This is a genomic window from Corynebacterium sp. LK2537 (assembly GCF_040946485.1).
GTDB lineage: Bacteria > Actinomycetota > Actinomycetes > Mycobacteriales > Mycobacteriaceae > Corynebacterium.
On sequence record NZ_JAYWLQ010000002.1, the window covers coordinates 367319 to 394268 of the forward strand.

Annotated in this window: 25 protein-coding genes and 1 tRNA gene; 17 read left to right on the plus strand and 9 right to left on the minus strand. The window is 66.6% G+C overall.

Annotated features, from left to right (window positions below; all coding sequences use genetic code 11):
- The first annotated feature begins 32 nt into the window (after positions 1-32).
- Genes leuC through VVS03_RS04585 form a run of 3 tightly spaced genes read left to right on the plus strand, consistent with a single transcriptional unit; the run spans position 33 to position 2959 of the window.
- Complete coding sequence (gene leuC, locus VVS03_RS04575; protein ID WP_368519737.1) at positions 33-1472, plus strand: 3-isopropylmalate dehydratase large subunit; 1440 nt, start codon at positions 33-35, stop codon at positions 1470-1472.
- A 36-nt stretch (positions 1473-1508) separates the two neighbouring features.
- Positions 1509-2093, plus strand: a complete 585-nt coding sequence (leuD, locus tag VVS03_RS04580; protein ID WP_368519738.1) for a 3-isopropylmalate dehydratase small subunit — start codon at positions 1509-1511, stop codon at positions 2091-2093.
- Between the two features lie 23 nt (positions 2094-2116).
- Positions 2117-2959 carry a hypothetical protein gene (locus VVS03_RS04585; RefSeq protein ID WP_368519739.1) on the plus strand — a complete coding sequence of 281 codons (843 nt, stop codon included), beginning with the start codon at positions 2117-2119 and terminating at the stop codon, positions 2957-2959.
- Between the two features lie 3 nt (positions 2960-2962).
- Here VVS03_RS04585 and VVS03_RS04590 read toward each other — a convergent pair whose 3' ends face one another.
- A complete protein-coding gene (locus tag VVS03_RS04590) occupies positions 2963-3961 on the minus strand; it encodes an NUDIX domain-containing protein (RefSeq protein ID WP_368519740.1) in 999 nt (332 codons plus the stop codon).
- 118 nt (positions 3962-4079) lie between these two features.
- Here VVS03_RS04590 and VVS03_RS04595 point away from each other — a divergent pair, with 118 nt between their 5' ends.
- A complete protein-coding gene (locus VVS03_RS04595) occupies positions 4080-5075 on the plus strand; it encodes an NAD(P)H-dependent glycerol-3-phosphate dehydrogenase (protein ID WP_368519741.1) in 996 nt (331 codons plus the stop codon).
- Between the two features lie 22 nt (positions 5076-5097).
- The gene (locus VVS03_RS04600) at positions 5098-6180 is read left to right on the plus strand and encodes a D-alanine--D-alanine ligase family protein (protein WP_368519742.1); all 1083 of its coding nucleotides are present in this window, start codon (positions 5098-5100) and stop codon (positions 6178-6180) included.
- Here VVS03_RS04600 and VVS03_RS04605 read toward each other — a convergent pair.
- Entirely contained in the window at positions 6177-7097 is a 921-nt protein-coding gene (locus VVS03_RS04605; RefSeq protein ID WP_368519743.1) for a DUF3515 domain-containing protein, read from the minus strand. The two genes, VVS03_RS04600 and VVS03_RS04605, sit on opposite strands and share 4 nt — an antisense overlap.
- A gap of 55 nt (positions 7098-7152) precedes the next feature.
- Here VVS03_RS04605 and VVS03_RS04610 point away from each other — a divergent pair, with 55 nt between their 5' ends.
- Genes VVS03_RS04610 through VVS03_RS04645 form a run of 8 tightly spaced genes read left to right on the plus strand, consistent with a single transcriptional unit; the run spans position 7153 to position 14225 of the window.
- Positions 7153-8082: a thiamine-phosphate kinase gene (locus VVS03_RS04610; protein ID WP_409338172.1), complete on the plus strand. Its 930-nt coding sequence runs from the start codon at positions 7153-7155 to the stop codon at positions 8080-8082.
- A gap of 4 nt (positions 8083-8086) precedes the next feature.
- Positions 8087-8743, plus strand: coding sequence for a uracil-DNA glycosylase (locus tag VVS03_RS04615; protein ID WP_368519745.1), 657 nt, complete (start codon positions 8087-8089; stop codon positions 8741-8743).
- A gap of 10 nt (positions 8744-8753) precedes the next feature.
- Entirely contained in the window at positions 8754-10106 is a 1353-nt protein-coding gene (locus VVS03_RS04620; RefSeq protein ID WP_368519746.1) for a DAK2 domain-containing protein, read from the plus strand.
- Positions 10107-10111: 5 nt separating this feature from the next.
- The gene (locus tag VVS03_RS04625) at positions 10112-12187 is read left to right on the plus strand and encodes an ATP-dependent DNA helicase RecG (RefSeq protein WP_368534078.1); all 2076 of its coding nucleotides are present in this window, start codon (positions 10112-10114) and stop codon (positions 12185-12187) included.
- Positions 12188-12213: 26 nt separating this feature from the next.
- Positions 12214-12429 (plus strand): acetyl-CoA carboxylase biotin carboxyl carrier protein subunit, encoded by a 216-nt coding sequence (locus VVS03_RS04630; RefSeq protein WP_296205180.1) that lies wholly within the window; start codon positions 12214-12216, stop codon positions 12427-12429.
- Positions 12426-12989, plus strand: a complete 564-nt coding sequence (rsmD, locus tag VVS03_RS04635) for a 16S rRNA (guanine(966)-N(2))-methyltransferase RsmD (RefSeq protein WP_368519748.1) — start codon at positions 12426-12428, stop codon at positions 12987-12989. Before VVS03_RS04630 ends, rsmD begins: the two co-directional genes overlap by 4 nt.
- A 28-nt stretch (positions 12990-13017) precedes the next feature.
- Positions 13018-13491: a pantetheine-phosphate adenylyltransferase gene (coaD, locus tag VVS03_RS04640; protein ID WP_368519749.1), complete on the plus strand. Its 474-nt coding sequence runs from the start codon at positions 13018-13020 to the stop codon at positions 13489-13491.
- A complete protein-coding gene (locus VVS03_RS04645; RefSeq protein ID WP_368521089.1) occupies positions 13488-14225 on the plus strand; it encodes a TSUP family transporter in 738 nt (245 codons plus the stop codon). Before coaD ends, VVS03_RS04645 begins: the two co-directional genes overlap by 4 nt.
- Before the next feature lie 126 nt (positions 14226-14351).
- On the opposite strand, the gene VVS03_RS04650 is transcribed toward VVS03_RS04645, so the two are convergent.
- From VVS03_RS04650 to VVS03_RS04675, 6 genes are all read right to left on the minus strand, one after another.
- Positions 14352-15365 (minus strand): HNH endonuclease signature motif containing protein, encoded by a 1014-nt coding sequence (locus tag VVS03_RS04650; protein WP_368534625.1) that lies wholly within the window; start codon positions 15363-15365, stop codon positions 14352-14354.
- 92 nt (positions 15366-15457) lie between these two features.
- Positions 15458-16276: a DUF368 domain-containing protein gene (locus tag VVS03_RS04655; RefSeq protein WP_368534076.1), complete on the minus strand. Its 819-nt coding sequence runs from the start codon at positions 16274-16276 to the stop codon at positions 15458-15460.
- Positions 16277-16328: 52 nt separating this feature from the next.
- On the minus strand, positions 16329-17108 hold the full coding sequence (locus VVS03_RS04660; RefSeq protein WP_368534075.1) for an amino acid ABC transporter ATP-binding protein: 780 nt from the start codon (positions 17106-17108) through the stop codon (positions 16329-16331).
- Positions 17098-18033 carry an amino acid ABC transporter permease gene (locus tag VVS03_RS04665; protein ID WP_368534074.1) on the minus strand — a complete coding sequence of 312 codons (936 nt, stop codon included), beginning with the start codon at positions 18031-18033 and terminating at the stop codon, positions 17098-17100. Before VVS03_RS04665 ends, VVS03_RS04660 begins: the two co-directional genes overlap by 11 nt.
- Complete coding sequence (locus VVS03_RS04670) at positions 18030-18941, minus strand: ABC transporter substrate-binding protein (protein ID WP_368534073.1); 912 nt, start codon at positions 18939-18941, stop codon at positions 18030-18032. The genes VVS03_RS04665 and VVS03_RS04670 overlap by 4 nt, the downstream gene beginning before the upstream one ends.
- A 137-nt stretch (positions 18942-19078) precedes the next feature.
- Positions 19079-19155 (minus strand) — tRNA-Leu (locus VVS03_RS04675).
- A 151-nt stretch (positions 19156-19306) separates the two neighbouring features.
- Here VVS03_RS04675 and polA point away from each other — a divergent pair.
- On the plus strand, positions 19307-21913 hold the full coding sequence (gene polA / locus VVS03_RS04680; RefSeq protein ID WP_409338391.1) for a DNA polymerase I: 2607 nt from the start codon (positions 19307-19309) through the stop codon (positions 21911-21913).
- Positions 21914-21932: 19 nt separating this feature from the next.
- Here polA and VVS03_RS04685 read toward each other — a convergent pair whose 3' ends face one another.
- The gene (locus VVS03_RS04685) at positions 21933-22397 is read right to left on the minus strand and encodes an RDD family protein (RefSeq protein ID WP_368534626.1); all 465 of its coding nucleotides are present in this window, start codon (positions 22395-22397) and stop codon (positions 21933-21935) included.
- 242 nt (positions 22398-22639) lie between these two features.
- Between VVS03_RS04685 and rpsA the strand changes: the two genes are divergently transcribed.
- From rpsA to coaE, 3 genes are all read left to right on the plus strand, one after another.
- The gene (gene rpsA, locus VVS03_RS04690) at positions 22640-24100 is read left to right on the plus strand and encodes a 30S ribosomal protein S1 (protein WP_368534070.1); all 1461 of its coding nucleotides are present in this window, start codon (positions 22640-22642) and stop codon (positions 24098-24100) included.
- A gap of 243 nt (positions 24101-24343) precedes the next feature.
- Positions 24344-26359, plus strand: coding sequence for a glucose PTS transporter subunit IIA (locus VVS03_RS04695; RefSeq protein ID WP_368519758.1), 2016 nt, complete (start codon positions 24344-24346; stop codon positions 26357-26359).
- Positions 26359-26949, plus strand: coding sequence for a dephospho-CoA kinase (gene coaE / locus VVS03_RS04700; RefSeq protein ID WP_368521095.1), 591 nt, complete (start codon positions 26359-26361; stop codon positions 26947-26949). Before VVS03_RS04695 ends, coaE begins: the two co-directional genes overlap by 1 nt.
- Position 26950: the final 1 nt, after the last annotated feature.

Genomic DNA, 26950 nt, shown 5'->3' on the forward strand with positions numbered 1-26950 from the left:
AAATTCTGAGATTTCAAGTGTGGAGGAAGAGTATGAGTCAAAAACTGACCTTGGCAGAAAAGATCTGGCGCGACCACGTCGTCACCCGCGGTGAGAATGGGGCACCGGACCTCATCTACATTGACTTCCAGCTCCTCCACGAAGTTACCAGCCCGCAGGCCTTCGAGGGGCTGCGCCTCAACGGCCGCAGCCTGCGCCACCCAGAGCTGCACCTGGCGACCGAGGATCACAACGTGCCCACCACGGGCATCAAGATCGGGGGCTTGAACGAAATCGCCGACACGACCTCGCGCACCCAGGTGTCCACTCTGCGGAAAAACTGCGAGGAGTTCGGCGTCCGCCTGCACTCGATGGGCGACGAGCAACAGGGCATCGTCCACACGGTCGGCCCGCAGCTGGGCATTACCCAGCCGGGCATGACCATCGTCTGCGGCGACTCGCACACCTCGACCCACGGCGCTTTCGGCTCCATTGCCATGGGCATCGGGACTTCCGAGGTCGAGCACGTCATGGCCACCCAGACGCTGTCGCTGAAACCGTTCAAGACCATGGCCATCGAGGTCAAGGGCCAGCTGGCCGAAGGCGTCAGCGCGAAGGACCTCATCCTGGCGATCATCGCCAAGATCGGGACCGGCGGCGGCCAGGGACACATCATCGAATACCGCGGCGAGGCCATCCGCGCGATGTCGATGGAAGCCCGCATGACCATCTGCAACATGTCGATCGAGGCCGGCGCCCGTGCGGGCCTGGTCGCCCCCGACGAGACCACCTTCGAGTACGTCCGCGGGCGCGAGTTTGCCCCGCAGGGCGCGGACTGGGACGCGGCCGTCGAGTACTGGAAGACCCTGCCGACCGACGAGGGCGCCGAGTTCGACACCGTCGTCGAAATCGACGCCTCTGAACTGACCCCGTTCGTGACCTGGGGGACCAACCCGGGCCAGGGCCTGCCGCTGGGGGCAAATGTGCCGAGCCCGGAGGACTTCGGCGACGACAACTCCCGCGCCGCCGCCGAGAAGGCCCTGGACTACATGGACCTTACACCGGGCACCCCGCTGCGCGAACTCGCCATCGATACCGTCTTCCTGGGCTCGTGCACCAACGCGCGCATCGAGGACCTGCGCGCCGCCGCCGACGTCGTGCGCGGCCGCCGCATTGCGGACGGAACCCGCATGCTGGTCGTGCCGTCCTCGACCGTCGTCAAGCAACAGGCCGAGGCTGAGGGCCTCGACCGCGTCTTCGCCGACTTCGGCGCGGAGTGGCGCACCGCGGGCTGCTCGATGTGCCTGGGCATGAACCCCGATCAGCTGCGGCCGGGCGAGCGCTCCGCGTCCACCTCCAACCGCAACTTCGAAGGCCGCCAGGGCCCCGGCGGGCGCACCCACCTCGTTTCGCCGCTGGTGGCCGCCGCCACCGCCGTGACCGGCCACCTGGCCTCCCCGGCCGACCTGCCCGCCGCCCCGTCCGCCGAATAGCGCCCGAGCCGAAAACCCTAGAAGGAGAAGATTCCGATGGAGAAATTCACCACCCACACCGGCACCGGGGTGCCCCTGCCGTATTCCAACGTGGACACGGACCAGATCATCCCGGCCGTCTACCTGAAATCGGTCAAGCGCACCGGCTTTGCCGATGCCCTGTTCGCCAACTGGCGCAAAGACCCCGCCTTCGTCCTGAACCAGGAGACCTTCCGCGACGGCTCCGTCCTGTTCGCCGGCGCCGACTTCGGGACCGGCTCGTCGCGCGAGCACGCCGTCTGGGCGCTCAACGACTACGGCTTCAAGGCCGTCTTTTCCTCCCGCTTCGCCGACATCTTCCGCGGCAACGCGGGCAAGGCGGGCCTGCTGGCAGGAATCATGGCCCAAGAAGATATCGAGCTCATCTGGAAGCAGCTGGAGGGTGGGGAGACCGCCGTCCGCGTCGACCTGGGGGCCCGCACCGTCACCGTCGGCAGCAACGTCTACAGCTTTGACGTCGACGACTACACCCGCTGGCGCCTCATGGAGGGCCTCGATGACATCGGGCTGACGCTGCGCGACGAGGACGCCATCGCAGCGTACGAGGGTACCCGCCCGTCGTTTAAGCCAGCGGTGCGCTAATAATTCGCATAAGCTCAGGTGTCATGACAACACCTGAGTGGAACAACTCCGAATCCCGCAACTACGGACAAGGCTACGGCTACCAAAACCAGAACCCGAACCAGGGCACGCCCTACGGCCAGCCGGGCTACGCCGGTGCCGGCCCGCAGGCTGGCTTTCAATCCGGCACGGTCTACGCGCCCACCCCGCCGGACGCGCCCGGGGCCGTCGGCCAGGGCTTCAAGGGCTACTTCCAGAACTTCGGCCCCTGGTTCGGCGCGGCGGTGGTCTACCTGGTGCTGCAGTTCCTCCCGATGATCCCGTTTGCGTTGGTCGTCGCGCTTACCGGCATCCTCGAAACCGAAGGCACCGCGAGCACAGGGTCGGCCACCATGGGTGCGGCTTTTATCGTTTTGCTGCTGCTGGGCGCCTGCGTTTTTCTGGTGGGCCTGTGGATGTACGTGAACTTCTACCACGGGGCCGTCGAGGAGGCTAACGGGCAGCGCGTGAGCTTCCGCGGGCTGTTCCGCTTTGACGGAGGCCGCGTCGGCACCATGGTCACGGTCGCCGTCTACGGGATCCTGGTCTGGCTGGGCTGCTTCTTCTTTATCATCCCGGGCCTTTTCATCGCTTTCCTGCTGTGCTGGGTCCCCGTGATTAAGGCCGAGGACCCGTCCAAGGGCATCGGCGCGGCGATGTGGGAGTCCTACCGCCTGTCCACCCAGAATATTGGCACCACGCTGCTGCTGGTCGTCCTGCTGGTGTTGCTGCAGATGGCCGCGAGCCTCATTCCGATTGTCGGCAGCCTCGTGGTGCTGCCGGTGCTCTTCTTCGCCTGGGTCCTGACCTACCGCTCGCTGACCCAGCGCCCGGCCGCGCGCTGGTAGGCGTTAGCGCACGGGCAGCGGGCTGGCCAGGTAATCCGCGCCGGTCAGCTCGCCGCCGTTAAAGGACAGCACCCACACTGAGGACTTTTTGACCTTCAGGTCGTCGACGTCGTACTTCAAAAACACCGGGTCCAGGCTGGCGATCATCTCGGGGATGGCCAGGCCCTGGCTGACGATGACGGGCGTGCCGCCCTGCTCAACGATGCCATCGAAGGCCTCCCGCGCCGCCTCCTTGTCGCGCAACCAGCCGTCGTCGCCCAAGCGCTCGTCTACCGTGACGTCGAAGCCGAGCTCGGCCGCCAGGGGAGCGGCGGTCTGCTGGCAGCGGTCCGGCAGCGCGGAATAGATGGCGGTCGGTTGGTAGGGCGCGAGCATCGGCACGAGCATCTCCGCCTGGCGCAGGCCCTTCTTGTCCAGCGGGCGCAGGTTGTCGTCGCCGCTAAAGCCCTTGCGCGGTAGGGCGCGGGCGTGGCGGACATAGAGCACGCGGGTGGTCGGGGCCAGCCGCAGGCGCTTTTTTGCCTTCCGGAGCACGTCGGCGTCCACCTGGTAGGACAGCAGGTTGATGGCCGCGTCCACGGTCATCCAGTGGATCTGGTCGACCTCGTCGTTGGGCGTGAACTCGCCGTCCTCGACCTTGCCCAGCCAGTAGTAGACCACCTTGGTCCGGCCCTGGACCGGGTAGGTGACCTTGCCGATGAGCTTGCCCAGTTTGATGCGGTAGCCGGTTTCCTCGGCGACTTCGCGCACGGCGGTAGTCGGCAGGGACTCGCCCGGGTCGACCTTGCCCTTGGCTAGCGACCAGTCGTCGTAATGCGGGCGGTGGATGACGGCCACCTCCGGATCGTGGGGGTTGCCGCGCCAGAGCACCGCGCCCGCCGCCAGGGTGGTCCGGGAAAATTCCTTGGCCGGATCGGGGCTAATTTCCTGGTGACGCCCAGAAATGAAGACCTCGGACTGGCTGTCTTTGTCGTTTTCGTGCATGTTCTTGGGCTTGGGCATGGGCGCGCGCCTACTCCTTGCAACTGGTCTCAAACGGATATTTCTCGCCGTCCATCATAGTCCCGCGGTGGGCCCGGCTACACTACTATTGTTCGTGATGTCTAAGGAGGAGCGCTTAATGGTCCGAGTTGCAGTGATGGGGGCTGGTTCGTGGGGCACCACGCTGGCCAAGGTCTTCGCCGATGCCGGCAACAGCGTCCGGCTCTGGGTCCGCCGGCCGGAGCTGTCCGCCACCATCCGGGAGACCCACCGCAACGCTGATTACCTGCCGGATATCGAGCTGCCCGCCACCATCGCCCCGACGACCGAGCCGGAAAACGCGCTTGCCGATGCCGACATCGTCGTCCTCGCCGTGCCCTCCCAGACGTTGGGCGAAAACCTGGATGCCTGGTCGCAGCACCTGCCTAACGATGCCACCGTCGTCTCCATCTCCAAGGGCGTGGAGTCGACCTCGCTGCGGCGGATGAGCCAGGTGATTGCGGCTTCCGGCGTGGACGCCGAGCGGATCGCGGTGCTCTCGGGCCCCAATCTGGCCAAGGAGATCGCGCTGGAGCAGCCGGCGGCCACCGTCATCGCCTGCGAGGACGAGTCCCGCGGCCAGCTGGTCCAGGCTGCCGTGGCCACTAACTACCTGCGTCCGTACACCAACACCGACGTCATCGGCTGCGAGATCGGCGGCGCCTGTAAGAACGTCATCGCCCTGGCCTGCGGCATCGCCTCCGGCAAGGGGCTGGGCAACAACACGCTGGCCTCCTTGATTACCCGCGGCCTGGCCGAAATCAGCCGCCTGGGCGTGGAATTGGGCGCCGATCCGCGGACCTTCGCGGGGCTGGCCGGCCTGGGCGACCTGGTCGCGACCTGCAGCTCCGAGCTGTCGCGTAACCGCACCTTCGGCTACCGCCTGGGCCAGGGCGGGACCCTGGAGGAAGCCAAGGCTGCTACCAACGGCCAGGTCGCGGAGGGCGTAATTTCCTCGGACTCGGTCTTCCGCCTAGCGCAGCAGCACAACATCGACATGCCCATTACCCATTCGGTCTACGGGGTATGCCACCGCGGGGTCGCGGTGGAGGAAATGATCGTCGCATTGATGGGTCGGTCCAAGAAGTCGGAGTAGGCAACCGGTATGCTAGCTGCCTATGAGTTCCCGAAAGATCCGCGTGGCGGTCGTCTACGGTGGCCGCAGCACTGAACACTCCGTGTCCTGTATCTCCGCCGGGGCGGTGATGAGCCACCTCCCGCACGACAAATACGAGGTCGTGCCCGTCGGTATTACCCGCGAGGGCCTGTGGACCCCGGGAACCACCGAGGGCCTGCAGCTCAACGATGGCGTCCTGCCCGAGGTCACCGCCGGCGACGAGCTTTCGCTGTCGCTGACCCCCAGCTCCCGCGGGCGCTTTGTCAACGTCACCCGCGGCGAGGTCTACGCCGACGTGGACGTCATCTTCCCCGTCCTGCACGGGCCTTTCGGCGAGGACGGGACCATTCAGGGCCTGTTTGAGATGTCCTCGGTGCCGTACGTGGGCACCGGGGTGCTGTCCTCGGCCACCGGCATGGACAAGGAGTTCACCAAGAAGCTCATGGTCGCCGAAGGCCTGCCGGTCACCCCGGAGGTCATTCTCCGCGACCGCTCCGAGCTCACCGAAGAGGAAAAGTCCGTGCTGGGCCTGCCGGTCTTCGTGAAGCCGGCGCGCGGCGGTTCCTCGATCGGTATCTCCAAGGTCACCGACTGGGAGCAGCTGCCCGAGGCCATCCGCCTGGCCCGCGAATCCGACGAGAAGGTCATCGTGGAAAAGGAGATCGTCGGCTCCGAGGTCGAGGTCGGCGTCCTGCAGTACCCGGACGGAAAGCTGCTGGCCTCGGTGCCGGCGCTGCTCAACGGCACCGGCGACTCGGAGGAAGGCTTCTACGGCTTCGAGACCAAGTACCTGGACAACGTCGTCTCCGCCACCATCCCGGCCCCGTTCGAGACAGAAGTCATCGACGAGCTCAAACAGCTGGCCCTGGAGACCTTCCAGGCGCTGGACTGCAAAGGCCTGTCCCGTGTGGACTTCTTCGTCACCGACCAAGGCCCGGTCCTCAACGAGATCAACACCATGCCGGGCTTTACCCCGATCTCGATGTACCCGCAGGTGCTCGCCGCCAGCGGCGTCGACTACGAGACCCTGCTCGACACGCTCATCGAAACCGCGCTGGCAGGCGCCTCGACGCCGGAGCCCTAGTCGGCGGCTGCGAGGGCATCGCCGAGCTCTACCAGCACGCTGTCGGCGACGTCCTGGGGCAGGTGCGCGGCGATGTCGGTGTCCTGGCCCAGCGCGAACCAGGTGCTGGCCGTAGTACCCGGCGCCAGGGTCGTGTCCTCGAACCAGGGCACGTCGTTGACCTGTTGGACCTGCTCGCCGGCCGCATAGCCCGGCGCCGGCTCCACCCCGCAGCGCAGGACGACGGCCTCGCGGCCGGGCGCGGTCCACACGGCCGTGCCTGCAGCGGTGCCCTCCGGCAGCTCGCGCAGGCGCCGGTAGTCCTCGGCCAGCGTGTCCGGCAGGGCGGCATCGAGGGCGCGGCAGGGGGTGCGGGTCTCACCGTCTGCGGCCTGGAGCTGGGACAGGGGAGCCGCGTGCGGTTTCTGGTCCTTGTGCTCGAGCTGGCCCAGGGCCTCCTCCAGGCCTTCGGGCTCGCCGTCGTCGTGGGTGGTCACCGCCACGACCGGGGCGCGGTCAACGGTGTACCACGTGGTCAGGGTCGACCCCGGCGTCATGTCGCGGACCTGCAGCCACTGAGCGCCGCTGGCCTCGGTGGTCTCGGAATAAGGCGTGTACTGCAGCGGCAAGTCGACGCCACAGCGCAGCGTGGTCGCCTCGGAAGAAATGGTCGCCCAGGCGGCCACCCCGTCCGGCACGGGCTCGACGATCTCGGAGCGCTCGTGCCCGTAGAACTTGCCCGGCAGGTTGTCCACCACCGCCGCGCACTCGGCCGACGATGCCTCCTGCGACGGCACCGGCGACATCGCCACCGGCTCCCGCGCCACCGTGGAAAAGTAGTACTTGGCCCCGAACAGGACCACCACGATAAGAATTAAGGAGATAGCCAGCAGCGCGTAGACTGCGGTGCGGTTAAATTGGTTACCCTGAGAGTCCATAAACTGCAATCTTATCGAAAGGTATTCGGTGAACTTAACCCCGACTCTGACCGATGTGGGCGAACACGAGGTCATCGGCGAGATCATCGCGGCCGCGCCCAGCGCGCTGAACGGCGACGACGCGGCGGTGATGTTTCCGGCCGCCCCCAACACTCGCACGGTCGCGGCCACGGACATGATGGTCGAAGGCCGCCACTTCCGACGCGATTGGTCGACGCCTAACGAGATAGGGCAGAAGGCCATCCTGGAAAACTTCGCCGACGTCGAGTCCATGGGCGCGCGGCCGATTGCCGCGCTGCTGGCTATTAGCGCCCCGGCCGACACCCCGGTGGCGTTCGTGCGGGGGATTGCGGAGGGCATCGCCCAGCGCTGCGAGCCCTACAACGCCGAGCTGGTGGGCGGCGATCTCACCCAGGGCGCCCAGGTCACTGTCACAGTCACCGCGATTGGGCACCTGGGCGGGGACCGGCCCGCGATGACCCTGGACCGCGCCCGGCCTGGCCAACAGCTGGTCGCGCACGGCAAGATCGGCTGGTCGGCCGCCGGTCTGGCCCTGCTCGAGCGCTTTGGCCGCGATCTGCCCGCCGAGCTGGCCCACCTCAACCCGCTTATCGATGCCCATTGCTGCCCCTGGCTAGAGCCCAGCCGGGGCATGATCGCGCGGGCGGCGGGCGCGACCGCCATGACGGATATCTCCGACTCGCTCATCCGCGACGTCGGCACCATCGCGGCGCGCTCCGGAGTCAACATCGACTTGGATTCGGCGGCCATCGCCCCGCACGAGCTGCTGGTCGAGGCCGGCAACGCCCTGGGCGTCGATCCGTGGCGTTGGGTGCTTACCGGCGGCGAGGACCACACCCTGGTGGGCACCACGGCGAAGGAGGCACCGTCGGGGTTCCGGGTCATCGGCAGCGTTAACAAGGGCGCGGCGGCTACGGTGGATGGGAAAGAATCCGCCTACGATGCCGGCTGGGAGGCCTTCTAAACCCATGAGCGATATCCCCACGTGCACGCCGACCTACCACCCGTCCTGGGAGGAGGTCTTGGGCCCGGCCCTCGATGAGCACTGGCTGCAGATTCAGTCCCTGCTGGACGCCGGGCCGTTTCTGCCCGCCGCCGAAAACCTCTTCCGCGCCTTCTGGCAGCCGCGCGACCAGGTGCGCGTCCTCATCCTGGGCCAGGACCCGTACCCGACCCCGGGCCATCCGATGGGCCTGGCATTTTCTACCCAGCCGGGCGTCAAGCCGCCGAAGTCGCTGGTCAATATCTACAAAGAGCTCCACGACGACTTAGGCATTGCCCCGCCCGCGGACGGGGACCTGTCGGCCTGGAACGACCAGGGGGTCATGCTGCTCAACCGAGTGCTGAGCGTGGCGCCCGGCAACGCGGGTTCGCACCGCGGCCACGGCTGGGAGGCGGTCACGGAGGCCGCCATCCGCAGCCTGGATAGCGAGCAGCTGGTGGCCATCCTGTGGGGCCGGGACGCGCAGAAGTGCGCGACGTTCCTCCCGCGCGCCCACAAGCTGGCCGCCCCGCACCCGTCGCCGCTGTCGGCGCACCGCGGTTTCTTCGGGTCGCGACCGTTTTCTCGGGCGAACGAGTACCTTCGGGCGGCTGGCGCGCGCGAAGTGGACTGGCGCTTGTAAGATAACGGCCATGTCATTTCTAGGGTCCTTAGATGCGGCCGGTCTGCGCGGGTGGGCCGGCCGGGCCACCGGCGAACTGTCGCGCCGGCGCGCGGAGATCAACGCCCTGAACGTCTTCCCGGTGCCGGACTCTGACACCGGCTCCAACATGGCCTACACCATGGAGGCCGCGCTGCGAGAGGCCGACCAGCACCCGGAGGCGGACCTGGCCGGGGTGGCCCAAGCGCTCGCCGTCGGATCAGTGCGCGGGGCCCGCGGTAACTCCGGGCTCGTGCTCTCCCAGGTCCTGCGCGGGGTGGCGGAGACCGTCCACGACGGCCCCCTGGACGGGCAAGTGCTCGCCGATGCCCTGACGCTCGCGGTCCGGCTCGTCAGCCGGGCCATCGCGCAGCCGGTGGAGGGCACCGTGGTCACGGTCCTGCGGGCGGCCGCGGAGGCCGCCGAGGACGCGGCCGAAGACGACCCGCGCCTGCAGCCGGTGGCGCAGGCGGCGGTGGAAGCCGCGCGCATCGCTTTGCAAAACACGCCCTCGCTGCTGCCGGAGCTGGCCGCGGCTGGCGTCGTCGACGCGGGTGGGGCCGGCCTAGTCGTCCTGCTCGAGTCCCTGCTGTCCACCGACACCCAACCCGCGCCGGTGGCCGCGGCGGCCCCGGATGCCGACTGGCTCGAGGTCATGTTCTTCTTCCGCGGCGATCTCGACGCCCTGCAGGCCCGCCTCGACGCGATGGGCAACTGCCTGGTCGTCGCCCCGGCGGCCGACGATGCCGCCACCGTCCACCTGCACACCACCGTTGCCGGCCCGGTCATCGAGGAGGCCTTCGCCGCCGGCGCTGTCAGCGACCTGCGCCTGGAGGTCCTGCCGAGCCCCGCCGAGCCCGCGCCGGAGCGCGGGCAGGTGCGCCGGGTCATCGCGGCCGCCCCCGACGGCGCGGTCGCCCAGCTTTTTGCCGCCGCCGGCGTGGATGTCGTCGCGCCTGGTCAGGGCGCGGGCGAGACGCAGGACAACGATATCTTCCTCACCAACGGCACTGAGTCCGAGACCGGCCGCTGCCAGGTGGTGCCGACGGGATCCTTCGTCGCCGGGCTGGCCGCGCTGAGCGTCTACGAACCCGGCAACCCGGACACCGCGGCGATGGTGCAGGCCATGCAGGAAGTCGCCGACTCCATGCGCGTGGAGATCCTAGATGAGGAGAGCCCGGAAGCCGTCGAGGCGGCGTGCCGCCGGCTGTTGGCCGCGGGCGGGGAACAGGTCACCGTCCTGTCTGCCCAGCCGATTGACTCGGCGGAGCTGGGGGCAAGGCTCGGCGCGGAGGTCGCGGCCCTCCAGGTCCCCGGGATCGCCACCGAAGTTGGGGTAGAGTAGCGGGCATGCTGGGGTGGCGCGATGAACGAAAGCTCTCGGAGGTTCTAGACCCGAAGCAGGCGCGCCGGTTGGAGGCGGCCTTCGGGTACACCACCTGCGGGCAGCTGCTGGAGCACTACCCGCGCGACTATATGCGCCACGGCTACGACGTGGGCATCGCCGATGCCGACGAGGGCGACCACGTCACCCTCTCGGGCGTTATCACCCGCACCGATTTCCGGCCCACCAGCCGCCGCGGGGTGCTGCGCGTCTTCCTGGACAATGGCCTGGTCGTGAGCTTTTTCAACCCGACGTTCCAGCGCAAGTTTCTGCAGCGCGGGCGCCGGGCGATGTTTTCCGGTAAGCTGCAGTTTTTCCGCGGGACTCCGCAGCTGCAGCACCCGGACTTCGTGATGCTCGATAGCCACGACGGCACGGTGGCCGGCTCCGGCGCCCTGCGGGGGCTGGCCAGCGCCGGCGAGCTCGAGGAGGTTCTGAGCCAGTGGGAGTGGATCCCGGTCTACCCGGCTTCGGAGAAGGCGCCTTCCTGGCTCATCATGATGGCGGTCAAGCGCGTCCTTGACACGCTGCCTCCCGTGCCCGAGCCGCTGGATCAGCGGCAGATGGTCAGCTTCGACACCGCGCTGCGCCAGGTCCACCAGCCGGGCCCGGCCGGCCCGCAGCGCGCCATCCAGCGGCTTAAGTACAACGAGGCGCTGGGCATCGGGCTGGTGATGGCGCTGCGCCACCGCGACGCGCAAACGCACCGGGCCAAGCCTCTGCCGCCGCTCGACGACGGCTTCCGCGCCGAGCTTTTAGATAACCTGCCCTTCGAGCTGACCAACGGGCAAAAGCGCGTGACCGCGGACATCTCCCACGACATGACCCAGGACGCGCCGATGGCCCGGCTCCTGCAGGGCGAGGTCGGCTCCGGCAAGACCATGGTCTCCGTGCTGGCAATGCTGCAGGCCGCCGATGCCGGCTTCCAGGCCGCCCTGCTCGCCCCCACGGAGGTGCTGGCCGCACAGCACTTCGAGTCCGTGACCGCCACCGTCCCCGCGGATGTCAAGGTAGTCTGCTTGACGGGCTCGATGAAGGCCGCCGAGAAGCGCCAGGCGCTGCTGGATATCGTCTCCGGGGACGCGGACATCGTCATCGGCACGCACGCGATCATCCAGGACAAGGTGGAGTTCTTCGACCTGGGGCTGGTCGTCGTCGACGAGCAGCACCGCTTCGGCGTCGAGCAGCGCGAGGCCCTGCGTACCAAGTCGCACCCGGGCTTTAGCCCGCACCTGCTGGTGATGACGGCGACGCCTATCCCGCGCACGGTGGCGATGACCGTCTTCGCCGATCTGGCTGTGTCGACGCTGACCGAGCTGCCGGGCGGGCGTAAGCCGATCCAGACTTCGGTGGTGCCGGAGTGGATGCCGTCCTGGGTTTCGCGGGCGCTTGAGCGCATCCGCGAGGAGGTCGCGGCCGGCCACCAGGCCTATATCGTCTGCCCGCAGATCGAGGGAGACGGCGGCGTCGAAGCCGTGGCCGCGCAGCTGGCCCACGGGCCGCTGAAGGATTTGCGCGTCGGTCTGCTGCATGGCCGCATGCCGGACAAGGACGAGCGGATGGCCGCCTTCGCCCGCGGCGAAATCGACGTGCTCGTGGCAACCACCGTGGTGGAGGTCGGCGTCGACGTGCCGAACGCCACCGTCATGCTTATCCGCAACGCGGAGAACTTCGGCGTCTCGCAGCTGCACCAGCTGCGCGGGCGCGTCGGCCGCGGCGGCAACGCCTCGGTCTGCCTGCTGCACACGCTCGCCGAGGAGCATACCCCGGCCTTTAACCGCGTCCAGGCGGTCGCGGCCACGAATTCCGGCTTCGAGCTGGCCGAACTGGACCTGGCTCAGCGCCAGGAAGGCGACGTGCTGGGCACCGAGCAATCCGGCACCCGGCGCAGCCTCAAGCTGCTCAACCTTCTGCGCGACCGCGACATCATCGAGCGCAGCCACGCCGACGCCTTCGCCTTGGTCGAGCGCAACCCGGATCTGGCGCTGGAGCTGACGCAGGAGATGAACGCGGAGAAACTAAGCTACCTGGAAAAGAACTAACCAGCCGCGGTGCTAGGGTATGGGGCATGGAAATTTGCGCGCCCTTCGCGGGCATCGTCCGCTACCACGTGGCGGAAGGGGACACGGTGGACGCCGGTGCCCCCGTCGCTACTGTGGAGGCTACCAAGCTGGAGATTCCGGTGGTGAGCCCGGCGCCGGGCATCGTGAGCCGGGTGCTGGTCCCGGATTTTTCGACCGTGGCCGGTGGCGACCGCCTGGCCGAGATTGGAGAGCGCCCATGACGCGGATTATTGCTGGACAAGCCCGGGGACGCACCATCGTGGTGCCGGACACGGGTACCCGCCCGACCGCCGACCGCGCCCGGGAGGGCCTGTTTTCCTCCCTCAATGCCCGCTGGGGTTTTGCCGGCTCCCGCGTGCTGGACCTGTTCGCCGGCTCCGGCGCCCTAGGACTAGAGGCCGCCAGCCGCGGCGCCGAGGAGGTCGTCCTCGTCGACGATGCCGCCGTCGCCTGCCGCGCCATGGAACACAACGTCGGCGTCGTCGGGCACCCGCGGGTGACCATCCGGCAGCAGAAGGCCTCGGCCTACCTGGCGGGCGCCCCGCGCGGATTCTTCGACATGGTCCTGGCCGACCCGCCCTACGCCTTCGATGCCGTCGACGAGCTCGTTGCCGCCATCGAGCCGGTGCTAGCCGACGATGCCATCGTCGTCATCGAGCGCCACGTCGACTCCCCGCAGACCGAGTGGCCCGCCGGCTTTGAGCCGACCGGCCAGAAGCTGAAGAAGCGTACCTTTGGTATTGCGCGGATGGACATGGCGCTGTACCACCGCGCCGGATAGAACCGCTACAGGAAGGACCCCTACTGCCATGACGAAGGCCGTGTGCCCGGGCTCTTTTGACCCGATGACCTTGGGACACCTCGATATCTTTACCCGGGCTAACCAGCTGTTCGACGAGGTCACCGTGCTCGTGACCGGCAACCCGGACAAGCCCTCGGGGTTGTTTAGCATCGACGAGCGCATGGAGCTCATCCGCCAGAGCGTGCCCGCCGACATCAAGGTCGACAGCTGGGGCGGCTTGCTGGTTGACTACACCAGCGAGCACGGCATCGATTGCCTGGTCAAGGGCCTGCGTTCCTCGCTGGACTACGAATACGAGCTGCCGATGGCGCAGATGAACCGGCGGCTGACCGGCATCGACACCATGTTCTTGCTCACCGATGAGAAGTACGGCTATATTTCGTCTTCCCTGTGCAAGCAGGTCGCTAAGTTCGGCGGGGACGTGCAGGGCATGTTCCCCGAGGCCGTCGCCTGCGCCGTGATGGACAAGTACCGCGCATGATGCTGCTGGCCGTTTTCGCTGTCGTCCTTTTCGGCTCCTGCATGCAGCGGGTCTCCGGCATGGGGCTGGGTCTTATCGGCGGGCCCGTCCTCATGCTGCTGATGGGGCCGGTCGAAGGCATTCTGGTCATCAACGTGCTGGCCTGTATCAACGCCGCGCTGACGACGATATCCGTGCGCCACGACGTGGACTGGAAGGTCTTCGCGCAGATTGGGGCGGTGATGGTGCTCGGATCCATCCCGGCCGGGCTGCTGGTCGCGCGCACGGATACGGCGCCGCTGCTGGTGATCGTCGGCGGCGCACTGCTGGTTGCGCTGGGCGTGGTGACCTTCGGCAAGCGCTTCGTGCCGCAGATGCAAGGCACCGGTCCGGCTGTCTCCGCCGGCATCCTGGGCGGGTTTACCAACACGCTGGCCGGCATCGCGGGTCCGGTCATCACCGTCTACGCCCAGGCTGCACGCTGGCCGCAGCAGATGTATACCGCCACGTTGCAGCCCATCTTTATGGTGGGCGGGTTTATCTCCGTCACGGCCAAGCTGCTGGTGGGCGCCGGTGGCTTCGACGGGGTGAGCGGCTGGCTGTGGCCGGTGGGCCTGCTCGCGATGTTGCTGGGCATTAGCACCGGCACCGCGCTGGCGCGCCGAGTACCCCGCGGGGCGGCGCACAAGTTCTCACTCTTTATCGCCTCGGTCGGCGCCGCCAGCGCCGTAATCCGCGGCCTCACCAGCCTTTAAGGCACGGCACCCAGGCGCGCAAGCTAGATACGCCGAGTAGGCACGCTGAATGGGCGTTCACGGTCTGTTCCGTGGACGCCTCTTCGCGTGTTCTTGCTGCGCTTGCCGCAGGGGGCCGCCGGCGTTTTAAGCCGGCACGCGTTCGGGTGGTATCCACACCACCCGGCCACCAACCCTAGCCATCCGGCCCCGAGTCTGCGCCGGGCCCGGCCCGTCCTCGTTGGCACCATTATGGTGCGGACACAACGTGGCCAGGTTCGCCGCATTCGTCGGGCCACCTGAGTCCCAGGACTGCAGGTGATGGACCTGGCACTCATCGGCACCGGCCAAACACCCCGGCCAGGCACACACCGGGTGCTCCATCAACGCCAAGCGCCGCTGCTTCCAGGAGGCCAAACGCGCATCCCGGTAACAGTTAACCGGTCCGGCCACCGGGTCGAAGACCCCGACGTAGCCGACCTGCTCAAACGCCCGGGTCACCAGCTCGGCGCCACTGATCACTGCGCCGTTGGTCAGCTGCACCGTGATATCCGCGGCGTCCTGGCCGCCGACGAGGTGGCCGAAATCCTGAAGGTTGAGGACCACGTTGGTCGTCACCGACGCGCGCACACCGGCACCATCACCGGTACCGTCGCCGTCACCGCCGCCGGTGAAGACCGCGCGGGCATCCTCGACGGTGCGTACTTGGGCTTTGATATCGGCGACGAGGCCGGCGTCGGCGATAAGGCGCATCGACCACAAGCCCTCAGCCGAACGCCGGAAGATCACCCCTGGCTGCGGCGCCGGGGCGGGGCGGGCCTCCTGGATTTTGCGCCGGGCGGTCGCCGCCATTTGCTTGGCGTCAACCGGCTGGGCGGAGAGTTCTTCCATGATGCGCCAGGCATCGTTTTTGTTTTTGACCCGCCGCAGCACCCCACGTAGTACGTCGAGTACGGGTAGGCAGTGCCCGTGGCGGGCGGCATTCGCGCGCACTCGGCGCTGGCGGCCGGCGTGCTTGACCGGGCCGAAAAACACGCCGGCCAGGTCGAAGAGGCGCTCCAGCTCGTCGCGGCCGGAGCCGGCGGCCGCGCGCTCGGCATCCCAATCGGCGTGCCAAGCGCCCTCCACAATGTCGATTCCGGGCTGGGTTACGGCAGCCACGAACCTAGAAAAACAATCCCCCGATGTCATGCCCCACACACTAAATGAGCCCCTGCCAGCCTGCAACTGGAAGGGGCATCGGGAGCGCGAAGCTACTGGTAGGACTTGGCCTTGCGGCGGTCGAGGTAGATGAACACAGAGACGATCGCCGCGCCGAGGACGAACATGCCGAGGATGGCCGGCGTCCCGGCGTCCTGGCTCTCGCCCCAGGGCCAGAGGGCGCGCAGGGAGCCCAGCATGAAGCCGGCCATCGCGGCCAGGGTCACGGAGTGGTGATTGTCCAGCAGGTAGTTGAGAACCTTGACGAAGGCGGCCAGGCCGCACAGGGCGCCAAGAGCGAAAACGGCGATGGTGCCCATCTCGCGATCGCTGACGGCGCCGATGATGGGCTGGTAGAGGCCCATCGTGAGCAGGATGAGAGAGCCGGACACGCCCGGCAGGACCAGCGCGCACACGGCGATGGCGGCGGCGAAGAAAACAACCACCAGCGACGGGTCCTCATGCGGGGCGGAGGTAAAGCCGGTGATGAAGAAGATGAGTACGGCTGCCACCGCGAAAGCGATGAGGGAGGGGGCCTTGAAGCGGTCGGCCTTGTCCATCATGGACACCGGCACGATGATGGAGACGGCGACCATGCCCAGAAACAGGGCCTTCGACAGGGAGACGTGGCCCTCGACGAAGCTGGACATGACAGACGAGAGGCCGAAGACCGCGGCGAGCATACCGATGGCCACGGCGATGATGAAGCCCCACTCGACTTCCTTGAAGCGGGCTTTGAGGATCTTGTCGGCGTTGTGCAGGGCTCGCTCGTAGATACCCACGATGAGGGCGACTGTGCCCCCGGAGATGCCGGGGACCAGCTCGGCGGAGCCGATGAGCCCACCGCGGATTGCGTTGGCAAGATGATTCATTCTTTCCAGACTAGTGGCAATTCAGCCCGCGGTGGTCGCGCCACCCCGGCGCTTAGAGCAGGGAAGACAGGAACTCCTGCGTACGCGGCTGCTGCGGGTTGTCGATGACTTGGGCAGGCGGGCCGGCCTCGACGACGCGGCCGTCGGCCATGAAGACGATCTTGTCGGCGACTTCGCGGGCGAAGCCGATTTCGTGGGTGACCACGAGCATCGTCATGCCGTCGGCGGCCAGCTCCTTCATCACGCGCAGGACCTCGCCGACGAGCTCGGGGTCAAGCGCGGAGGTGGGCTCGTCGAAGAGCATCAGCTTCGGGTCCATGGCCACCGCGCGGGCAATGGCCACGCGCTGCTGCTGGCCGCCGGAAAGCTGGACCGGGTAGGCGTTGGCTTTCGATGCCAACCCGACCTGGTCGAGCAGCTCCATAGCGCGCTGCTTGGCGGCCTCCGGATCGACCTTCTTGACGTGGATGGGGGCCTCGACGACGTTTTCGAGGACCGTCCGGTGGCTGAACAGGTTGAAGTTCTGGAAGACCATGCCGATGTCGGCGCGCTGGGCGGCGGCTTCCTTCTCGGAGATCTCGTAGAGGACGCCGTTGCGCTCCTTGTAGCCGATGAGATCACCGTCGACGTAGAGGCGGCCGGCATCGATAGTTTCCAGGTGGTTGATGCAGCGCAGGAAGGTCGACTTACCGGAGCCCGACGGCCCCAGCAGGCAGACGACCTCGCCGTGCTGGACCTCCAGGTCGATGCCGCGCAGAACCTGCAGGGAGCCGAACTTCTTGTGGATCTGCTGCGCCTGCACCATGGGTTGGCGGGTATCTTTAGCGTTCATTGCGCGGGGCCTCCTGGACGACGTTGACATTGTTGGGGATAACACCTTCGGCATCGGCGAGCGCGGCCAGCTGGCGGGCGGTCAGCTCGCGGGTGGCGCCGCGGTCGAAGTAGCGCTCGAGGTAGTGCTGGCCGACCATCAGCAGCGAGGTGATGACTAGGTACCAGGTGGCGGCGACCATCATCAGCGGGATCGGCTCGAAGAGGGCGGCGGAGATGTCCGTCGCGCGGCCGAAAATCTCGTGGGTGTACGGGATGGCCACGACCAGGGAGGAGGTCTTCAGCAGGGAGATGAACTCGTTGCCGGTCGGCGGGATGATGATGCGCATCGCCTGCGGCATGACCGTGCGGTACATGGTCTGCCACCAGCTAAGCCCCAGCGCCTTCGATGCCTCCCGCTGGCCCTCGCCCACGGAGTTGATGCCGGAGCGCACGATTTCGGCCATGTAGGCGGCCTCGTTGAGCCCCAGGCCGATGACGGCCAGGAAGAAGGCGTTGGACAAAAGCTCCTCGAGGGAGATTTCCGCAAAGCCCAGGTTGATGGACTGGTAGATGGCGCTGAGCAGACCCCAGAAGACCAACTGCACGTAGATCGGGGTACCGCGGAAGATCCAGAGGAAGACCCAGGAGACCGCGCGCAGCACCGGGTTGGGGGACATGCGCAGGATGGCCAGGATGGCGCCGCCGACGACGCCGATGATCATCGCCAGGATGGTAATCGCGATGGTGTGCAGCGAGGCGATGGCAATCCGCGTATCCAGCAGGTAGCTGAAGTAGGTCGACCAGCCGTAGGCCTCGTTGTTGGCGGCGGCGATGACGAACCAGGCGGCCAGCACGAGCAGTACGACGGCGAAAGCCCAGCGCCACGGGTGGCGCAGCGGCTTGGCGTGGATTTCCGGGGGAGTGGAGGGGGTGTCCTGTGTCATTTCACTGGCCTTTCATTGATGAGAGCCTCGTCGACGAGCCCGTCTTCGACGCCCCATTGCGCGAGGATTTCGGCATATTGCCCGTTGTCGATGAGGTGCTGCAGCGCGGCCGCGGCAGCCGGGCCCAGTTCTGAGCCCTTGGGAACGGCCATCCCGTAAGGGGCAGCCTGCGAGATGCCTCCGACGAGCTCCAGGCGGCCGTCGGAGCGGTTGACCGCCCAGCCGGCGGCGGGGGAGTCGGCCGAGAGGGCATCGGCCCGCCCCATGAGCACGGCCAGTGCGGCGTTGTCGGCGGTGTCGTACGCCAGGACCTGCATGTCGCCGTCGCAGGCCTCCGCCTTGGGGCGGACGTCGTCGGTGTCGGAGACGGTGGTGCGCTGGACGGCCACGGTCAAGCCGCAGGGGTTGTCCGGGTCGATCTCTTTGGAAGAATCCGTGCGCTTGGTCCACTGGATACCGGCGTAAAGGGTGTCGACGAAGTCGAAGTTCTCGCGGCGGTCCGGGGTATCGGTGAAGCCGGAAACGCCCATATCGATCTGGCCGGACTGCACGGCCGGCAGGATCATCGCGAAGTCCTGCTCCTCAATGCGGAAGTCGAGCCCGAGCACGTCAGCGACGGCCTGGGCGAGGTCCATCTCCAAGCCGACGATCTGGCCGTCGGCGTCCTTGAGCTGGAAGGGGGCGAAAGGCGGGTTGACGCCGATGCTGAGCACGCCGTCATCGTCGTCGTACATTGCGGCGATCTCGTCGACCTTGTCCGCGCGGATGGGTTGCCACCCGTCGGGCGTGGATTTTTCCACGTTGGTCACGCAGCCGCTCAAGCCCAGCGTGGCTATCGTCACTGCGGCAACCGTGGCCCGGCGGGCGCGGCGCGCGGCGGTGACTTTGCCTGTTGCAGGCACAACCATAGTCGTGTGGTCCTTTGGGAAAACTTGCGAATGAATAGTTACCCCTCAAATGTATAATATTCGCTCGCATTTAAGAAATTACCGCGCCGGAACGCGCGAAACCCCGCTCCCACTGGGGTGATAACGGGGATTTAAAGTGGTGCCCCTGGTGAGACTCGAACTCACACTGGACGGGTTTTGAATCCGTTGCCTCTGCCAATTGGGCTACAGGGGCGCGCGGGTTGTTCCGCACTGGGGAAATACTAGCGCATGGAAAGCGGCGAAGAGAAATCGCCCTCCGGCCTACGCAGTAGTGCGGCTATTGCCTAGACTGGGGAGCCGTGACTGATTCCAAACAACGCCTTTTGCTCATCGACGGACACTCTATGGCCTTCCGCGCTTTCTATGCGTTGCCGGCGGAGAATTTCTCCACCTCGGGCGGCCAGCACACCAACGCGGTCTATGGGTTCTTGTCGATGCTGTCGAGCATCGTGAGCGAGGAACGCCCCGACAAGATGGCCGTGGCCTTCGACGTGGGGCGCAAGACCTTCCGGACGGAGAAGTTCCCGGAGTATAAGGCCCAACGCGAGGCCGCGCCTGAGGAATTCAAGGGTCAAGTGGACATCATCCGCGAGGTGCTTAACACCTTGGGCATTACGACGCTGTCGCGGGAGAACTTCGAGGCCGACGACATCCTGGCCACCCTGGCCACCGAGGCCACGGCCGCGGAGGATTTTGATACCTATATTGTTACTGGCGACCGCGACTACCTGCAGCTGGTTAACGAGTCGACGACGGTGCTCTATCCCATGCGCGGGGTGAGCAACCTGCACCGGTTCACCCCGGAGGCGGTGGAAGAAAAATACGGCCTGACCCCGCGGCAGTACCCGGACTTCGCGGCGCTGCGCGGCGATCCCTCCGATAACTTGCCCGGCATCCCGAAGGTCGGGGAGAAGACGGCGACCAAGTGGATCACCCAGTACGGCAGCCTTGACGAGCTGGTCGCCCACGCCGACGATATTAAGGGCGTGGCCGGCCAGAACTTTAGGGACCGCGTCGAACAGGTCCAGCTCAACCGCGAGCTGACCCAGATGATTACGGACATGGACCTGGAGGTCAGCTCGGCCGATCTGGACTTTAAGGGCGCGGTGGTCAGCGAGGTCGCCGATCACTTCGACAACCTCGAATTCGGCACCAACCTGCGCGACCGGGTGCTCAAGGCCATCCCGAATGACGGCGGTGAGGCCACCGCGCAGGACGAGGACGTGCAGGTGCCGGAAGTGAGCATCGTGAGCGAGAAGCTGGCGGACTGGCTGCCCGGCCGCGAGCACGTGGCCGTCTTCGTGCAGGGTGACGGGCGTCCCGGGCAGGGCGATGCCGCCGCCATGGCCTTCGTCGACACCGACTACCACGGCCTGCAGGTCGAGCTGGCCGAACTCGACGCCGACGACGACAAGGCGCTGGCCGAATGGCTGGCCGATGCCGACTGCGCCAAGTACCTGCACGAGGCCAAGGCGGCCTACCACATGCTGTTGGGCCGCGGCATCGAGCTGGCGGGCATCGCCCACGACACCGCGGTGGCGGCCTACCTGCTGCGCCCGGGCCAGCGCACCTACGAGCTGCCGGACGTCTACCAGCGCCACCTGCACAAGACCCTCGGGGCGACCAGCGGCCAGCTGAGCCTGCTGGACGAGACCTCCCTGGTGGATTCGGCCGCGGCGATTATGGAGCTGGCCGCGGAGCTGACCCGGCAGCTGCACGATATCGATTCCTTCCAGCTGTACACGGACCTGGAGCTGCCGCTGATTTCCATCCTGGCGCGGATGGAGGCCACCGGCATCGCCGTCGATATCGACACGCTGGATTCCCAGCTGGAATCCTTCGTCGCCCAGGTCAAGGAGCAGGAGGACGCCGCCCGCGAGCTGGCCGGCGACCCCTCGCTGAACCTGAACTCGCCGAAGCAGCTGCAGGCGGTGCTCTTCGATACCTTCGACCTGCCGAAGACGAAGAAGACCAAGACCGGCTATTCGACCGCGGCCAAGGAGATTGAGGCCCTGGCGGTTAACCACCCGCACCCCTTCCTGGATCACCTGCTGGCCCACCGCGAGTACCAGAAGCTCAAGTCCACGCTGGAAGGTCTCATCAAGACGGTCCAGCCGGACGGGCGCATCCACACCACCTTCAACCAGACGGTGGCGTCGACGGGCCGGTTGTCCTCGGCGGATCCCAACCTCCAGAACATCCCGGTGCGCACGCCGGCGGGGCGTAAGATTCGCTCCGGCTTCGTGGTGGGCGAGGGCTTCGAGACCCTGCTGACCGCGGACTACTCCCAGATTGAGATGCGCGTGATGGCCCACCTGTCCCAGGACCCGGGGCTCATCGAGGCCTACCAGGCGGGCGAGGACCTGCACAACTACGTCGGCTCCAAGGTTTTCGACGTCCCCGTCAACCAGGTCACCTCCGAGCTGCGCCGCCGCGTCAAGGCCATGTCTTACGGCCTGGTCTACGGCCTATCCGCCTTCGGGCTGTCCCAGCAGCTGGGCATTAGCCCGAAGGAGGCCAAGGAGATTATGGAAAGCTACTTCGAGCGCTTCGGCGGGGTCAAGACTTACCTGGACGAGGTCGTCGACACCGCCCGCAAGGACGGCTACACCTCGACCATCTTTGGGCGCCGGCGCTACCTGCCTGAGCTGGCCAGCGACAACCGGCTGGCCCGCGAAAACGCCGAGCGCGCCGCCCTCAACGCCCCCATCCAGGGCACGGCGGCCGACATCATCAAGGTCGCGATGATCCGCGTCGATGCCGCGCTCAAGGAAAAGAAGTCCCGCGTCCTGCTGCAGGTCCACGACGAATTGGTCGTCGAAATCGCCCCCGGCGAGCTGGACGAGGTCCGCGCCATCCTGGAAAAGGAGATGGATTCCGCCATTGAGCTGCGCGTGCCGCTGGAGGTCTCCGCCGGCGCCGGCGCCAACTGGGACGCCGCGGCGCACTAGCGCGGAGCCTGGCCTTTCCCTAGACCTCTTCCATGGGGTCGAAGGGATCGAGGCGCCGGTCCACACGGGCGTGGGCGGCGAAGTCGCCCGGGTGGCGGCCCAGCAGCAGGACGCTGAGCGCGACCAGGCCGATGACGATCTCGTCGAGGATGGCCGGCCCGACGGCGGCCAGCATGGTCAGCAGCACCCAGCTGTTGCGGATCGCGGCGCCGGTATATCCGCGTGCGCCCTCGTAGACCTGCAGGCCCAACGACCATTTGCCGAGGCTGGTGCGGTAGCGTCCCTCGACCACCACGCGGTAGGCGAAGAAGCCGAGGGCCAGGCCCACGACGTTGTAGACCTCGGCGGCCTGCCCGGTCAGCGGCTCCGAAAACATGAGGTTGATAAGGCCCCGGAGCAGCACTAGAACCGCGGCGACCGCGAAGGCGTCAACCCACCAGGCGACGGCCCGGCGGAGCAATACGGCAATTCTTTCCGTCCACATAGCCTTCCACCTTAGAAGAAAACCGCCGGTATTTGCGCAAGTAGCTGCACGGATGTAGTGTGTAGCAGGTGCGTCTATGCTCTCAAGCGGTCGTTCGGCTCTGGTAGGAAAGTCGAATGGCGCTTGGGGCGGGATTGCGTCCCTCCCTTCATCAATACTCTCAGCAGCATTAATGCGGTGGCGCAAGAGACGTGCGATTGTCCAAATTCGATTTCCTACGTTATTTCGGAGCATTTTTACGCATGCCATCTTCTAACACCCCTCAGGTTGCGATCAACGACATCGGAACCGCTGAGGACTTCCTCGCAGCCGTTGACGCGACCATCAAGTACTTCAACGATGGTGACATCGTTGCCGGTACCGTCGTCAAGGTTGACCACGACGAGGTGCTGCTCGACATCGGGTACAAGACCGAGGGCGTTATCCCTTCCCGCGAGCTGTCCATCAAGCACGACGTCGACCCGGATGAGGTCGTCGAGGTCGGCGACGAGATCGACGCTCTGGTCCTCACCAAAGAGGACAAGGAAGGCCGCCTGATCCTGTCCAAGAAGCGCGCTCAGTACGAGCGTGCTTGGGGCGCCATCGAGGAGCTGCAGGCCAAGGAAGAGCCTGTCACCGGTACCGTCATCGAGGTCGTCAAGGGCGGCCTCATCCTCGACATCGGGCTGCGCGGCTTCCTGCCGGCTTCCCTGGTCGAGATGCGCCGCGTTCGCGACCTGGAGCCGTACATCGGCCAGGAGCTGGAAGCCCAGATCATCGAGCTGGACAAGCAGCGCAACAACGTTGTCCTGTCCCGCCGTGCATACCTCGAGCAGACCCAGTCCGCGGTCCGCTCCGAGTTCCTGCACCAGCTGCAGAAGGGCCAGGTCCGCAAGGGCGTTGTGTCCTCCATCGTCAACTTCGGCGCCTTCGTCGATCTCGGCGGTGTCGACGGCCTGGTTCACGTCTCTGAGCTGTCCTGGAAGCACATCGACCACCCGTCCGAGGTTGTCACCGTGGGCGACGAGGTCACCGTCGAGGTGCTCGACGTCGACCTGGACCGCGAGCGCGTGTCCCTGTCCCTGAAGGCAACCCAGGAAGATCCGTGGCGCGTCTTCGCCCGCACCCACGCTGTGGGCCAGATCGTCCCGGGCAAGGTCACCAAGCTGGTTCCGTTCGGCGCCTTCGTCCGCGTCGAGGAGGGCATCGAGGGCCTGGTTCACATCTCCGAGCTGGCTCAGCGCCACGTGGATGTCCCGGACCAGGTTGTCACCGTCGGCGAAGAGGTTATGGTCAAGGTCATCGACATCGACCTCGAGCGTCGCCGCATCTCCCTGTCGGTCAAGCAGGCTGACGAGGACTATACCGACGAGTTCGATCCGTCCAAGTACGGCATGGCCGACTCCTACGACGAGCAGGGCAACTACGTCTTCCCCGAGGGCTTCGACCCGGAGACCAACGAGTGGAAGGAAGGCTTCGACGAGCAGCGTCAGGCCTGGGAGGCCCGCTACGCCGAGTCCGAGCGCCGCTTCCAGCTGCACTCCGCTCAGATCGAGCGTCACCGTGCCGCTGCCGCCGAGGCAGCCGAGGCCGGCGAGTCCTCCAACTACTCCTCCGAGTCCGCAGATGCAGCTCCGGCATCTGAGGCTCCGGAAGAAGAGGCTGGCTCCCTGGCTTCCGACGAGCAGCTCGCTAAGCTGCGCGACAAGCTGGCCGGTAAGTAAACCGCGCTAGTTAGCCGCTAGAGCCCCCAGTCCGCACCCGCGGGCCGGGGGCTTTTTCGATCCCCTTAAGCCCAACTGTTCTATCCTTGCCACGCTGCGCGAAGCCGGCAAGGCGCCCCGAAAAGTGGGATATGTCATAGGACGGCGGAACTATTAGGTTTCGGACTGTGCACCCCTTTATACTGGCCTGGTAATAACCACTGCCGCGGCGGTGGTCCGGTTCATTAGGAAGGGGCTTTCGTCGTGGCGTCTACACAAGACACGGCGCGGCACATCGTGGACAACCTCGGTGGCGCCGACAACATTACGTCCTTGACCCACTGTGCGACGCGTCTGCGCTTCCAGCTGGCAGACACCTCGCTGGTCGACAACGCCAAGCTGGACGAAGACCAGGCGGTGCTCGGCACCGTCCCACAGGGCGACCACGGTTTCCAGGTCGTCATGGGCGGCGGGGTAGCGGAGTACTACAACGCGATTATCAAGCAGCCGGGCGTCTCGGCCTCGGCCGGGGACAAGGCCAGCGGCCAAAAGAAGCAATACGACGGCGTGCGCGGGAAGTACTCCTGGGTCGACTACTGCTTCGAGTTCCTCTCGGATACCTTCCGCCCAATCCTGTGGGCGCTTTTGGGCGCGTCGCTCATCATCATGCTGCTCATCCTGGCCGATACCATCGGCTGGCAGGACTTCCGCGCGCCGATGGAGGAGCAGCCGCCGGCCTACCAGCTGGGCCACGCCATGTGGCGCAGCGTCTTCTACTTCCTGCCGATTATGGTCGCGGCCACCGCGGCGAATAAGCTCGGCGCGAATATGTGGGTCTCCGCGGCCATCCCGGCGGCCCTGCTGACCCCGGAGTTCCTCGCGATGGGCGAGCAGGGCGACGTCGTCGACGTCTTCGGCCTGCCGCTGGTCATCAACTCCTACGGCTCGCAGGTCTTCCCGCCGATCCTGGCGGCCATCGGCCTGTACTGGCTGGAAAAGGGCCTGAAGAAGATCATCCCGTCGGCGGTGCACATGGTCTTCGTGCCGTTCTTCTCCCTGCTCATCATGATCCCGGCCACGGCGTTCCTGCTCGGTCCCTTCGGCGTCGGTGTGGGTAACGGGATCTCCTGGCTGCTGCACAGCATCAACGAGTTCTCGCCGTTCATCCTGGCTATTGTCGTGCCGCTGCTGTACCCGTTCCTGGTACCGCTGGGCCTGCACTGGCCGCTGAACATCATCATGGTCCAGAACATCGCGACCTATGGCTACGACTTCATCCAAGGCCCCATGGGCGCCTGGAACTTCGCCTGCTTCGGCGTCGTCGCCGGCGTCATGGTTATCTCCTTCCGCGAGCACAACGACCAGATGCGCCAGGTCTCCATCGGCGGTCTGGCCGCCGGCCTGCTCGGCGGCGTCTCGGAGCCGTCGCTCTACGGCATCCTGCTGCGCTTCCGTCGCAGCTACTACCGACTGCTGCCGGGCTGTGCTATCGGCGGCGCGGTGATGGGCCTGTTCAACGTCAAGGCCAACGCCTTCGTCTTCACCTCGGCCCTGACCGTCTTCGCGATGGAGCCGGCCGCCGGCTACGCGCTGGGCCTTTTGGTCGCGTTCATGACCTCGTTCCTGTTGACGGTCTTCTTCGGCTACCGCACCCCGGAGGAAAAGGCTGCGGATTTGGAGCGCATCGCCCAGCGCCGCGCCGCCGAGGGCAAGGAGACTCCCGCCCCGCAGCCGGCTACGTCCAACGCGGCAGCCGCCCCGGCCGCCGTCGCCGTCGCCGCCCCGGCCCAGGAGGGCGCCGTGGCTATCGATGCGCCCCTGGCCGGCGAGGCCGTGGATCTCAGCGAGGTCCCCGATCCGATCTTCGCCGGCGCGAAGCTGGGCGAGGGCGTGGCCATCCTGCCGACCGGCACCACGGTCTACGCCCCAGCGGACGGCAAGGTGCTCACCGTCCAGAAGTCCGGCCACGCGGTGGGGCTGAGCTTGGATAGCGGCGTGCAGCTGCTCGTCCACGTCGGCCTGGACACCGTCGAGCTGGGCGGGGAGGGCTTTACCGTCCACGTGGACAAGAAGCAGCGGGTGGCCGCCGGCGACAAGCTCATCAGCTTCGACCCGGAGTTCATCAGCTCCCGCGGCTACAACCTGATTACGCCGGTGGTGGTGACCAACACGAAGAAATTCGCGCACGTCAACCCGACGCTGGGTACAGTCGATACCACCACTCCGGTCATCGAGGTGGTGCCGCGAGACAAGCAAGACGATAAGAAGGAGGACGCTTAATGCGGCTGGTGGGGCTGACAGGAGGCATCGGCAGCGGTAAGTCGACCGTGGCGAAGATGCTGGAGGAAGCCGGCGCTACGGTGGTGGACGCCGACCAGATCGCCCGCGACATCATGGAGCCGGGCCGCCCGGCCCTCCAGGACGCCGCCTACGCCTTCGGCAGCGATATCCTCAACCCGGATGGGAGCCTGGACCGGGGCAAGCTCGCCGAGCGGGCTTTCGCCAGCCGGGAGGCAACCGATAAGCTCAACCGGATCACCCACCCGCGCATCGGGGAGCAGACCCGCAAGGCCTTCCGCAAGGCCCGCGAGCGCGGCGACGAGGTCGTCGTCTACGACATGCCGCTGTTAGTCGACAAGGGCCTGGACAAGGACATGGACCTGGTACTCGTCGTGGACGTGGAGCCGGAGGAGCGGGTTAACCGGCTGGTCGGCCGCGGCCTGACGGCTGACGATGCCCGTGCCCGCATCAAGGCCCAAATCCGCGACGATAAGCGCCGCGCGGCGGCCGATATCGTCATCGACAACAACGGCAGCCTCGAGGACCTGCGTGAGCGGGTAGAGGCCATCCGGGAGCGCGTTTTCGCCTAGG

Excerpts from the sequence above, each read along its gene's own strand:
- VVS03_RS04620 (WP_368519746.1), top strand. The coding sequence starts at position 8,754 with ATGTCATTTCTAGGGTCCTTAGATGCGGCCGGTCTGCGCGGGTGGGCC.
- VVS03_RS04600 (WP_368519742.1), top strand. The coding sequence starts at position 5,098 with ATGAGTTCCCGAAAGATCCGCGTGGCGGTCGTCTACGGTGGCCGCAGC.
- rpsA (WP_368534070.1), top strand. The coding sequence starts at position 22,640 with ATGCCATCTTCTAACACCCCTCAGGTTGCGATCAACGACATCGGAACC.
- VVS03_RS04665 (WP_368534074.1), bottom strand. The coding sequence starts at position 18,033 with ATGACACAGGACACCCCCTCCACTCCCCCGGAAATCCACGCCAAGCCG.
- VVS03_RS04615 (WP_368519745.1), top strand. The coding sequence starts at position 8,087 with ATGAGCGATATCCCCACGTGCACGCCGACCTACCACCCGTCCTGGGAG.
- VVS03_RS04595 (WP_368519741.1), top strand. The coding sequence starts at position 4,080 with ATGGTCCGAGTTGCAGTGATGGGGGCTGGTTCGTGGGGCACCACGCTG.
- leuD (WP_368519738.1), top strand. The coding sequence starts at position 1,509 with ATGGAGAAATTCACCACCCACACCGGCACCGGGGTGCCCCTGCCGTAT.
- VVS03_RS04585 (WP_368519739.1), top strand. The coding sequence starts at position 2,117 with ATGACAACACCTGAGTGGAACAACTCCGAATCCCGCAACTACGGACAA.
- VVS03_RS04630 (WP_296205180.1), top strand. The coding sequence starts at position 12,214 with ATGGAAATTTGCGCGCCCTTCGCGGGCATCGTCCGCTACCACGTGGCG.
- leuC (WP_368519737.1), top strand. The coding sequence starts at position 33 with ATGAGTCAAAAACTGACCTTGGCAGAAAAGATCTGGCGCGACCACGTC.
- VVS03_RS04660 (WP_368534075.1), bottom strand. The coding sequence starts at position 17,108 with ATGAACGCTAAAGATACCCGCCAACCCATGGTGCAGGCGCAGCAGATC.
- VVS03_RS04645 (WP_368521089.1), top strand. The coding sequence starts at position 13,488 with ATGATGCTGCTGGCCGTTTTCGCTGTCGTCCTTTTCGGCTCCTGCATG.
- VVS03_RS04685 (WP_368534626.1), bottom strand. The coding sequence starts at position 22,397 with ATGTGGACGGAAAGAATTGCCGTATTGCTCCGCCGGGCCGTCGCCTGG.
- VVS03_RS04670 (WP_368534073.1), bottom strand. The coding sequence starts at position 18,941 with ATGGTTGTGCCTGCAACAGGCAAAGTCACCGCCGCGCGCCGCGCCCGC.
- coaE (WP_368521095.1), top strand. The coding sequence starts at position 26,359 with ATGCGGCTGGTGGGGCTGACAGGAGGCATCGGCAGCGGTAAGTCGACC.
- coaD (WP_368519749.1), top strand. The coding sequence starts at position 13,018 with ATGACGAAGGCCGTGTGCCCGGGCTCTTTTGACCCGATGACCTTGGGA.
- VVS03_RS04625 (WP_368534078.1), top strand. The coding sequence starts at position 10,112 with ATGCTGGGGTGGCGCGATGAACGAAAGCTCTCGGAGGTTCTAGACCCG.
- rsmD (WP_368519748.1), top strand. The coding sequence starts at position 12,426 with ATGACGCGGATTATTGCTGGACAAGCCCGGGGACGCACCATCGTGGTG.
- VVS03_RS04655 (WP_368534076.1), bottom strand. The coding sequence starts at position 16,276 with ATGAATCATCTTGCCAACGCAATCCGCGGTGGGCTCATCGGCTCCGCC.
- polA (WP_409338391.1), top strand. The coding sequence starts at position 19,307 with ATGGCCTTCCGCGCTTTCTATGCGTTGCCGGCGGAGAATTTCTCCACC.
- VVS03_RS04605 (WP_368519743.1), bottom strand. The coding sequence starts at position 7,097 with ATGGACTCTCAGGGTAACCAATTTAACCGCACCGCAGTCTACGCGCTG.
- VVS03_RS04590 (WP_368519740.1), bottom strand. The coding sequence starts at position 3,961 with ATGCCCAAGCCCAAGAACATGCACGAAAACGACAAAGACAGCCAGTCC.